Below are 9,595 nucleotides of genomic sequence, written 5' to 3'. Positions count from 1 at the left end.
TAAGAAACGAACGAAGCTTACGCTAGGCTTCAAGAGCTTCCGTTCAGCAAAAATTACTATTACCGGTATAGAAAACATTCGTATAATTCAAAAAGGACAGTTAATCGGATCTAATGACAATCCTTCTACTTATCAAAACTTTAAAATGCTAATAGCTGCATAACCGCTAAAGTCTTAATTTTGTCGATCAAGGCAGAATGCGTTTTATAGATGCGACAGAACCGGTTTCCTAACAAAACCAATCAGCGTTAGATTTAGAAAATGTTTCTTTAGTATGTTTATTGTAAAAATTTAGGTTTAGTTTTGGCATACCAGCTATGTTAGGAAAAGTACACATAATTACCGCCAGTTAATTATAATTTAGGTTTTAAAATAGTCTTAGAATGACAAACCCAAAGAGCAGAGACCCTATGATTAAATCTGAATTGACACTAGAAATTTTAAAAGAGCAAGCTGCTATATTTGCAGAAATTGAGAGTCTTTATAACGAACCAACATTATACGGAGTCACAGACGGTAAAGCTGTCGGCACTTATTTAGAACATAAATTTACTGCCTATCTTCTAGAAAATTATAGTTATGCTAAAGGTAATTCTGCGTCTGGAATTGACATACCTGATTTAGAGGTTGACATAAAGGTTACAAGCATCAGGCAACCACAATCTTCTTGTCCTTTTGAATCAGCTCGTCAGAAGATTTATGGGCTTGGTTACAACTTATTGGTCTTTGTTTACGAAAAAACAGACCAGCCTAATATTCAAACATCCCGTTTGAATATTCACCATACTATCTTCGTTGATAAAGAGCGTACAGGTGACTTTCAGACTACCAAAGGAATCATTAATATTCTAGAGAACGAGGGTAATATTGATGATTTAATAGCCTTCATGCAAGAACGAAATCTTCCTATTGATGATATTGAGGCAAAGAATTTAGCAACAAGAATAATCAGCCATCCGCCTGTGTTAGGGTATCTAACAATGTCAAACGCACTTCAATGGAGGCTCCAATACGGTCGTATAATACAAAAGGCTGGGGAGGTAGAAGGCATATGGAAAATAAGATAAAAACAGTTTGTGAATATGGAGACTTTCAAACCCCGCTAATTTTAGCTGAGCAGGCTATTAGTATACTAAATAAGCTTAATTTAGAACCATCATCAATAGTTGAACCTACTTGTGGAAAAGGAAGTTTTTTGATGGCTTCATTAAGAGCCTTTCCTCACTACAAAAACGCTCTTGGTATTGATATAAACCAAGTATATACAAATGAATTGATAGAGAAAATAAAAGATCCGCGGATCAATATCATAAGTGCAAATTTTTTTACTTACAATTGGAAGGATGCTATAAAATCATTACCTGAGCCAATTCTCATAGTTGGAAACCCTCCGTGGATCACTAGTTCAGAACTTGGTATTTTAAGAAGCTCAAATCATCCCCAAAAATCTAATTTTCAAGGAATGAAAGGGCTTGAAGCCCTTACGGGAAAAGGTAATTTTGATATTTCAGAATGGATGTTACTCCAATATATCGATTGGCTTCAAAAACGAAAAGGCCTCATTGCTGTTCTATGTAAAACTACCATTGCTAGAAAAGTTCTAATTCATGCATGGAAGTACGGCATAAATATAGGTCATACAAGAATCTATAAAATAAACGCTCTTAAATATTTTAATGCTGCTGTCGATGCTTGTTTTTTTATAGTTGATTGTACTACTAATATCTGTAAAGAAAAAGGTTGCGATGTTTATGAAACTTTAGATGATGAGTTTCCTTCTAACACGATTGGATATCATAGTAACATGCTAATCTCCAATGTTATGCTATTTAATAAAAACAAAGAATTTATTGGTCTCGACCCTTACTACTCATGGCGTTCAGGTGTAAAACATGACTGCTCAAAAATTATGGAATTAGAACGGATAGATCATAATTATATTAATGGAAATAATGAAATCGTAGAATTAGAAGAAACAAAAATTTTTCCTCTATATAAAAGCTCAGATATTAACAAAGAACATCTACGACTCAGAAAATATGTGTTAGTTACTCAAATATACGTAGGAGAAGAAACAGAAAAAATTAAAAAATACGCTCCTAAGACTTGGAAATATCTTATGTCTCACGCTGATAAATTAGATAAAAGAGGTAGCTCAATATATAGAAATAAGCCACGCTTTTCAATCTTTGGAATTGGCAATTATTCCTTTTATCCGTGGAAGGTAGCAATCTCTGGCTTTTATAAAAATTTAAAATTTAAAGTTATTTCTCCTATTGGTGGGAAACCAGCTATGGTAGATGATACTGTATACTTTCTCGGTTGCTCTTCTGAACAGGAGGCATTAACGCTTGAGAGGGTTTTGAACTCGGACATTACTCTTAATATTCTTAATTCTATGATTTTCTGGGATAATAAACGCCCTATAACTATAGAACTTTTGAAATGGGTCAACATTTCAAAAATATATCAAGCAATTTTGGAAGCCGAAAAATAAATATTAAAAAGCAAAGGGTATCAACTATGTTTAGCGATAAAAATTTAAATATTTAGGGTTTAAATTTTTATCGCTAAACATAGTTGATACCAGTAAACCCTATAAATACCTTAAGAACATGTTCTTGTTGCGGTGTAGTAGATAAAAATAGTCGAATTCGTCAAGAATGGTATGCGTGCTTACATTGTGGGTACGAGATACATGCAGATACGAACGCTGCTATTAACATTTTAGCGGCTAGACGAGTCGCTTTAGCTTGTGGAGATATAACCTTACATTGAGTTAGGTTAGCCCAAAAATCCTAGTGTCAAAAGATAGCTAGGAATCACCTTACTTTAGCTAGGTGAGGACGTCAAGTTGGTTTGTCTTATCTCAAAAACACAGGATTTAGGCTTTCCAAATCAATGTTGAGTTTTCTTAAAATTTTGTATTAAAAAACGTTCTAAAATTAGTGCCAATAGGCTTTATTGAAAAACGTCATATAATTTGTGTTTTTGGAATATTTTTTGGAAAGTGCTTTCAAGTGGTATGCTTCACTACTAAGAATAAATAATAACACCTATTATAACTGTTGTTGCCCCAATTAAGCCTGCTACTTCTGCGTATATCAAAGGTTTTGAGGAGATTATCATACCATACAACATCCAATTTAGTAGAAGAAAGAAACTTATAATGTAAGCAGTTAATGAAATATCTGATGCTGATTTAGTAGTAAATATTTTCCAGGCTTGAATATAATGCATCGATTGACCTACGGTGCCTATTACTACCATATATTTTATATAAAATGCTTTGATACAGGCCTTATTAAAAAGAAAAGCCTTACGCTTGATGTATCTGTAAAATCTATACATTGAAAGATATATGATATAATAATAAAAATATTTAGTTTTTTATATTTTTCCTTAGCTAAAAAGTAAAGTACCATCTTGTTATGGAGAAAGTGATTCAAATTTTTATAGTTTAAAATTAAGCTACGTTATTAGCCCGTAAATATTGATACAAAGTTTCACGGCTAATATTAAATTCTTTCGCTATTTGGGTTTTACTTTCGCCATTAGTTATTTTTTCTTGTAACGCTTTGAGTTGATCATTATCTAAGGATTTTTTCCTACCCTTATAAACTCCTTTTTTCTTAGCGATTGCGATTCCCTCTAATTGTCTCTCACGTATTAAAGCTCGTTCAAACTCAGCAAATGCTCCCATTACTGATAATAGTAAATTAGACATCGGAGAATCCTCACCAGTGAATTTTAGATTTTCTTTAACAAATTGAACCACCACTTGTTTTTGGTTAAATTGTTGTACTAAACGCCTAAGGTCATCTAGGTTTCGTGCTAACCTATCTATGGAATGAACAATAATTGTATCACCATCTCTAACATAATTTAGCATTTCGACAAGGGCAGGGCGTTTTATGTCTTTACCAGAACATTTATCAGTAAAGATTTTATCTAATTCAAAATTTTCTAACTGTCGTTCGTGATTTTGCTCAAAAGTGCTAACTCTGATATAACCTATGGTTTTACCATTATTCATAATGAAAACTTAATTAGGTTAACCTGCATATTTAAATCTTTTTAAAGCTGCAGCTTTACTATCAAAAGTTACAGTATATTCACAGTTATGTAGCTTATTTATTTTACCTAGCAAAATATCAGAAAAATCAGCAGTAAATTTTTCGTAATCACTAAGACAAAGCCACAGGATTTCGTGATACTCAAATGCAAATTCTATTGTAGACAATATAGCCTGCAGCGCATTTACTATTTCTTTTTTATTATATTTATAACCTCGTTCTAAAACCCGGATTAGTTCGCACAAAACTATATTACTAATAAATATTGATTCTGGTTTATTTTCATACTGATTGATTATTCTTGAAGCTATTATCAATTGAGTTTCATCATCTTGAGTTAGATATCTAACTAAAATATTGGTATCAATCCCTATCATATGAATCTCTAATAATAGTATCCATTTCTGTACAACTTAAGATATTGTTAGGTTTAGGCAGAATTCCTTGTAATTTCCTTACAGATTTATTAATAGGCACAAGCATTATATATTCATCATGAATAATAAATTCTAATTTTATACCGGATAATAAATTCATTTTATTCCTTATAGTAGTGGGAATGGTTATTTGACCTTTACTCGTAAGTGTAGAATAGCAATTCTTCATATTAACCGCATATTATTTGAAAACTCTATATATTATAATAAAGTAAGGAGTAACAGGAATCAACAGAATAAACTATAAAATGAAAGAATATATAGAGTGAGATTGTCAGGTTAGACTTTAAGAGATAGCTAAATTAATGTCAAGTTAATATAATATTGACTTTAAATTGACAATTTATGAGGGTAGGTTTGACATCAAGATAGGGTACACCCTATTTGCTCATGCAACTACGGAGATGTATTGGGCGTTGTTAGAGAAAGAAGTAAAATTAGCCTTACTACTATTTACAACAAAGTCTTATTTTTGCTAGGATATTTAAAACTTTATCGAGTATTTTTATGAAGCATATTTTATTTACATTTATATTAATATCAAGTTTAGTAGGGTGTACTACTAATCGCACTATAATTAAAGAAGCTCCACCTTCATCACAAGTAATAGTACCAGTACCAGAAAAAGAAGTAATAATTAATAGGTAGTTTTGAAATAATTCTTGATAAGATTACCTATAAGAAGAGTGCGATAAAATAAGAGTGTACTAAAGTTAGATAGCTTTTACAGTTTTATACCATTCAACCCTAGATAACCAGAGATCTTTTAGGGACTTGTGCTCCCTTATTATGTACCCGTAACTCTCTTTGGTATATCGCTTAACATTAGTTATATTAGGCTTGATGGAACCAACATAACATATAAATTGTAAAATTTTACAGGAGACGCCTATGCCTATTTTTAAAAGTACTATTTTAGTGTTAGTAATTAGTCTTTCTCTTTGTTCATGTAATACTTTTGAAGGAATGGGGAAAGATATAAAAAATGGTGGCAAAAATATAGAAGGCACAGCTAATAAGCATAAGTAAGATGGTTAAGCAGTAACCTCAAGGTAAAGAATGATAATAAAGTGAAGAAAATTTCTCTCATTAAAAATAAACAGCGTTAATGGTAAGCTTATAAACACCTCAAACTAGGAGCGCTGCTCGAAGATCCAAATCCCAATTGGGAAGTTTCTATGAAAAGCTAGTTTCTAAAGGAAAGAAAAAAGTGATAACTCTAACTGCTTTGACGAGAAAAATAATAGTAATTGCCAATGCTAAAATACGGGATTTACTAAAGCAATCAGAGCCGATAAAAATTTAAATATTTATTATTTAAATTTTTATCGTTAAACATAGTTGATACTTAAAACTCAAATAGATGGGTTTATTTAAGATCACTACTATGCCATCTTATTTATTTGGCGCTTCTTATAAAAATGACCTGTATGGATGGAATCAACTATGTTTCGCGATAAAACTTAAATTCTAAATATTTAAATTTTTATAGCGAAACATAGTTGGTGCCAAGAGGTGTCGTTGATTTACCGTTAGCTTAGATCCATGTCACAATTTTCTGAAGGCTGTTTATTATTACCTGCAAGCTCAGCATAATAATTAGTACACTCGTTATTGCTACCATTTAAATTACCATAATAAAACATCTGAAAAAAATTACTAACTGTTTTTTGATAAGCCGATACCTGGTTCAGGTAATTACTAAAAGCAGCCGCTTGTTGAAGAAAGTCATCCTGGTTTATATAATTACTAAAATGAGTAACGGCATATGGATCTCTATATTCTTTTTCATCTAGTTTTCCTGCCATTAATAATTTAGCATCAAGTTCTGAAATATTAATATCTGGTATATCAACTAGAAATTTATTTAATAATTTGGGAAGCAGTTCATACTTTGAGCATTTAGATGTAGATAAGTAGTTGAGTACCTCCAGTTTATCACTCTCTTTAGCTAAAGAAGATAATAGATTGGTTACTTGCTCATTCACATTGAGCCCCTTATTAACTGTAGCTAAATATTGTAATAACTTTCCCCATGGTGATGAAGAATCACATATAAAATCAGTGACTGCATTATTTGTTTCTAGAGCTTTAACCAGTGCTTTTATTCCTTCACTACTTAGCTGAGGATTGTAACTCAGGTCAATTGACCTTATTGTATTATTATTATTTTTTAAAGCTAAAGCTAAAACTTTTGCTCCTTCATCACTGATCCTATTATGGCTCAAATCAACTGAGATTAGTTCGTTATTATACATTAAAGCTCTAGCGAGATTTATGGCTCCTTGATTACCTATATTGTTATAGCTTAAGTTTATCGATTTTATGCAGCTATTATTTGCTAAAGCTTCAGCTACCCTTCCTGCTCCTTCATTGCATAAGTGATAGTGGCTCGAATCAATTGTTGTGTAGTTCTGATCATTCTTTGTTATTAATGCAATTAATTCATCTCGGCTTTTGGATAATTGTGATTGGATTGGTTTTTTTTTCATGCATTACCTCTTTAATTAATGCTTAACTCTATAGCTATATTGAAGAACCTAGTAAAATCGGATTTTATTCTTTGCTTAAAAAGGTTTTTAATAAATTGTTTAACAAAAGTCAATAGTTTTTGATTATAAATTACTTAATATTTACTAAAAAGGATAGGGTAGGTCATCAACTTGACGGTTGTAAGTTTGGATCATGTTATAACACTTTCTAGAGTAGTTGTAGCTATGGCTTTATACTACTCTTAAGAGAGTTAAGTAATATACGTAGCTATGGCCACGTATACTGCACGGGCGTGAGCGACTGTTTGACGGTAGATCACTTAAAGATCGTAGGTATCTAGGTACTCTAGCCCTTCTCCGAGACGTTTGGATAGTTGAATGGGACGGCTTAAGCGCACCCGCTTACAATCGCAAACATATGCAATTAAAATCTCGAGGTACTTATGAAAGACTATCATAGCTTTATTGGAGTTGACATAGGAAAGTTTAGCTTTGTTGTATCTGTTTATCAAAACAAAGAAACGAAAGAATTTGAAAATAACTCTCAGGGCATTTTATTATTCCTTGAGCACTATAAACCCTTTCTTGGTAAATCATTATGTGTACTAGAAACTACAGGAGGGTACGAGCTAGAGCTATTAATGACTTTATGCAATAACAACATCTCAGTTCACCGTGCGAATACATGTAAGGTTAAAAATTTTATACGTTCCTATGGTAATAGGGCAAAAACTGATAAATTAGATGCTAAAGCCTTAGCATTATACGGGTTTGAACGCAGAGATAAGCTTGAGCTATTTGTAGTTAAATCTACTAATGATTTAGAGCTTTATCAATTAGCGCTGCGCAAATAGGATTTAATGAAAATGCTTATAGCTGAGAAAGCTAGAATGCAAGCGCCAAACATTAAATTTACTAAGGCAAGCTGCAAGTTTATGATTGATACTATATCTGAGCAAATAGGATTGATTAATGAACGTATTAATGCGCTAGTACAAGCTAATAAAACTTTGAGCAGCAAGAAAGATATTTTAAAAAAAATATCAGGTATAGGAGAAGTTAGTGCTAATCAACTGCTAATATTGCTTCCTGAGTTAGGTACATAACAGAAAACAGGTAGCAGCTTTGGTAGGACTTGCCCCTAGAGCAAATGATAGTGGTACATATAAAGGATACCGCAGTACAATGAGTGGCAGAGATAATATAAAACCTATATTATTTATGACCGCTATGGCTGCTAGAAGATCCAAATCCCAATTGGGAAGTTTCTATGAAAAGCTAGTTTCTAAAGGAAAGAAAAAAATGGTAGCTCTGACTGCTTTGATGAGAAAGATAATTGTAATTGCAAACGCTAAAATATGCGATTTACTCAAGCAATCAGAGCCGATAAAAATTTAAACCCTAAATATTTAAATTTTTATCGCTAAACATAGTTGATACCATTAAACCTTATACAACGTATATAACCATAAGAGTTCGCGGCCGCGAACTAAATAGCCAAAAAATTACATTAATAATTAAATCCTATATTCAGGTTTATGTTTAGCTAATTTAGCGATAGCATCGCTTAAACAGTTAAGTAAACTAATAATCATATTGGAAATTGCTGAATTGAGGCTATATATAACCAGGATAGTCAAAGCTACCAGTTACCTAGGAATCCGATAGCTTTGTAGTAGGGTGGTCTAGAAACTGTCGTCAATTTCTCCTATCCAATGTGAAAGTCACATAGCGATAACTAAGTACGTTTATTATATATACAACCTAAGGGTTAATTTTTTGTAAATAAATAACTTATAAATAAATGTTTTTTATTAATTTGAATTTGTTTTTTGCTTCAAGTTACTAACTATAGTAATTACAAATTGATAGAAAGAAATAAAGTATAGCGCTTAATTGGCTATTGATTAAAATTTCTGAAGGAATAACTATTATCTTTTATAGAATTGAATCATATAAGCGCATTGCTTGAATCCAAGGCTTGTATTTGTAATTTCTTTGACTTGAGTAGTGGGTAGAGCATACTTATTTGTTTATACAGCTATGCGATTAATTCTCTATACACAATTGCTTTTAAGGTGTTCGTAAATTGTGGGTTATGAACATAGGGGAAAATAGTGTCCGGAAATTAGGTTAGAATAATTTAAGGCTATAATAGTGTATAAAGTAATCGCTTGATAACTTTTACCGCTCAGCTCAATTTGAATTAAGGAATCATTGCCATAATCAAAATTATGAAATAATTGCTTGTAGGTGAAAGATCGACATATTTTTAAGTTTATGCTCTATAATTTTCATTTCTTCATATAAATTTCCAAAATCTAAACTTTACAACCACATCTTGTCCATTTTCTAAAGACCAACGCCTTATTGATCTTATAGTAATGACCGGTGATTTTATAGACGGACACGTTGATCTTGTACTAGTTTTCCGAACACTGAATCATGCATTGATAATAAATTTTGTTCGAATAATACAGGCATGTTGTAAGCGATAGTAGAGTGTCTACGTATACGGTTATAATAGCATTCGATATATTCGACAATTGAAGATTTGGCTATTTCTCTAGTTTGGTACCTCATATCATTA

Annotated in this window: 11 protein-coding genes and 2 pseudogenes; 7 read left to right on the top strand and 6 right to left on the bottom strand. The window is 31.9% G+C overall.

Annotated elements, in window-relative coordinates; all coding sequences use genetic code 11:
* From Trichorick_RS08670 to Trichorick_RS09395, 4 genes and pseudogenes are all read left to right on the top strand, one after another.
* Positions 1-163 (top strand): annotated as a pseudogene (locus Trichorick_RS08670) (IS6 family transposase); the annotation flags it as partial.
* A gap of 247 nt (positions 164-410) precedes the next feature.
* On the top strand, positions 411-1,067 hold the full coding sequence (locus Trichorick_RS08665; protein ID WP_323739261.1) for a type II restriction-modification system restriction endonuclease: 657 nt from the start codon (positions 411-413) through the stop codon (positions 1,065-1,067).
* Positions 1,052-2,497, top strand: a complete 1,446-nt coding sequence (locus Trichorick_RS08660) for an N-6 DNA methylase (RefSeq protein ID WP_323739260.1) — start codon at positions 1,052-1,054, stop codon at positions 2,495-2,497. Before Trichorick_RS08665 ends, Trichorick_RS08660 begins: the two co-directional genes overlap by 16 nt.
* Before the next feature lie 83 nt (positions 2,498-2,580).
* On the top strand, positions 2,581-2,778 hold the full coding sequence (locus tag Trichorick_RS09395) for a zinc ribbon domain-containing protein (RefSeq protein ID WP_410250277.1): 198 nt from the start codon (positions 2,581-2,583) through the stop codon (positions 2,776-2,778).
* Between the two features lie 258 nt (positions 2,779-3,036).
* Here Trichorick_RS09395 and Trichorick_RS08655 read toward each other — a convergent pair whose 3' ends face one another.
* The 4 genes from Trichorick_RS08655 to Trichorick_RS08640 all read right to left on the bottom strand — a co-directional run bounded on the left by Trichorick_RS08655 (position 3,037) and on the right by Trichorick_RS08640 (position 4,682).
* Positions 3,037-3,351: a hypothetical protein gene (locus tag Trichorick_RS08655; RefSeq protein WP_323739259.1), complete on the bottom strand. Its 315-nt coding sequence runs from the start codon at positions 3,349-3,351 to the stop codon at positions 3,037-3,039.
* A gap of 115 nt (positions 3,352-3,466) precedes the next feature.
* Positions 3,467-4,036 carry a recombinase family protein gene (locus tag Trichorick_RS08650; RefSeq protein WP_323739258.1) on the bottom strand — a complete coding sequence of 190 codons (570 nt, stop codon included), beginning with the start codon at positions 4,034-4,036 and terminating at the stop codon, positions 3,467-3,469.
* A gap of 18 nt (positions 4,037-4,054) precedes the next feature.
* Positions 4,055-4,453, bottom strand: a complete 399-nt coding sequence (locus Trichorick_RS08645; RefSeq protein ID WP_323739257.1) for a PIN domain-containing protein — start codon at positions 4,451-4,453, stop codon at positions 4,055-4,057.
* Complete coding sequence (locus Trichorick_RS08640) at positions 4,440-4,682, bottom strand: AbrB/MazE/SpoVT family DNA-binding domain-containing protein (protein ID WP_323739256.1); 243 nt, start codon at positions 4,680-4,682, stop codon at positions 4,440-4,442. The genes Trichorick_RS08645 and Trichorick_RS08640 overlap by 14 nt, the downstream gene beginning before the upstream one ends.
* 338 nt (positions 4,683-5,020) lie before the next feature.
* Between Trichorick_RS08640 and Trichorick_RS08635 the strand changes: the two genes are divergently transcribed.
* Positions 5,021-5,161, top strand: coding sequence for a hypothetical protein (locus tag Trichorick_RS08635; RefSeq protein ID WP_323739255.1), 141 nt, complete (start codon positions 5,021-5,023; stop codon positions 5,159-5,161).
* Positions 5,162-5,404: 243 nt separating this feature from the next.
* Complete coding sequence (locus Trichorick_RS08630; RefSeq protein WP_323739254.1) at positions 5,405-5,542, top strand: entericidin A/B family lipoprotein; 138 nt, start codon at positions 5,405-5,407, stop codon at positions 5,540-5,542.
* A gap of 503 nt (positions 5,543-6,045) precedes the next feature.
* Here the strand turns inward: Trichorick_RS08630 and Trichorick_RS08625 are convergent.
* Positions 6,046-7,005, bottom strand: a complete 960-nt coding sequence (locus Trichorick_RS08625; RefSeq protein ID WP_323739253.1) for a leucine-rich repeat domain-containing protein — start codon at positions 7,003-7,005, stop codon at positions 6,046-6,048.
* A 443-nt stretch (positions 7,006-7,448) separates the two neighbouring features.
* Between Trichorick_RS08625 and Trichorick_RS09495 the strand changes: the two are divergent.
* Positions 7,449-8,403, top strand: a pseudogene (locus Trichorick_RS09495) (IS110 family RNA-guided transposase).
* Between the two features lie 999 nt (positions 8,404-9,402).
* Here the strand turns inward: Trichorick_RS09495 and Trichorick_RS08605 are convergent.
* Positions 9,403-9,595 (bottom strand): IS3 family transposase (locus tag Trichorick_RS08605; protein WP_323739249.1); only part of this gene is annotated, 193 nt, incomplete at its 5' end.

Source organism: Candidatus Trichorickettsia mobilis (assembly GCF_034366785.1).
Lineage (GTDB): Bacteria > Pseudomonadota > Alphaproteobacteria > Rickettsiales > Rickettsiaceae > Trichorickettsia > Trichorickettsia mobilis_A.
The sequence above is the reverse complement of the archived record's forward strand: the minus strand, read 5'-3'. Positions and strand labels throughout refer to the sequence as shown.

Excerpts from the sequence above, each read along its gene's own strand:
- Trichorick_RS08665 (WP_323739261.1), top strand. The coding sequence starts at position 411 with ATGATTAAATCTGAATTGACACTAGAAATTTTAAAAGAGCAAGCTGCT.
- Trichorick_RS08660 (WP_323739260.1), top strand. The coding sequence starts at position 1,052 with ATGGAAAATAAGATAAAAACAGTTTGTGAATATGGAGACTTTCAAACC.
- Trichorick_RS08655 (WP_323739259.1), bottom strand. The coding sequence starts at position 3,351 with ATGTATAGATTTTACAGATACATCAAGCGTAAGGCTTTTCTTTTTAAT.
- Trichorick_RS08650 (WP_323739258.1), bottom strand. The coding sequence starts at position 4,036 with ATGAATAATGGTAAAACCATAGGTTATATCAGAGTTAGCACTTTTGAG.
- Trichorick_RS08645 (WP_323739257.1), bottom strand. The coding sequence starts at position 4,453 with ATGATAGGGATTGATACCAATATTTTAGTTAGATATCTAACTCAAGAT.
- Trichorick_RS08640 (WP_323739256.1), bottom strand. The coding sequence starts at position 4,682 with ATGAAGAATTGCTATTCTACACTTACGAGTAAAGGTCAAATAACCATT.
- Trichorick_RS08635 (WP_323739255.1), top strand. The coding sequence starts at position 5,021 with ATGAAGCATATTTTATTTACATTTATATTAATATCAAGTTTAGTAGGG.
- Trichorick_RS08630 (WP_323739254.1), top strand. The coding sequence starts at position 5,405 with ATGCCTATTTTTAAAAGTACTATTTTAGTGTTAGTAATTAGTCTTTCT.
- Trichorick_RS08625 (WP_323739253.1), bottom strand. The coding sequence starts at position 7,005 with ATGAAAAAAAAACCAATCCAATCACAATTATCCAAAAGCCGAGATGAA.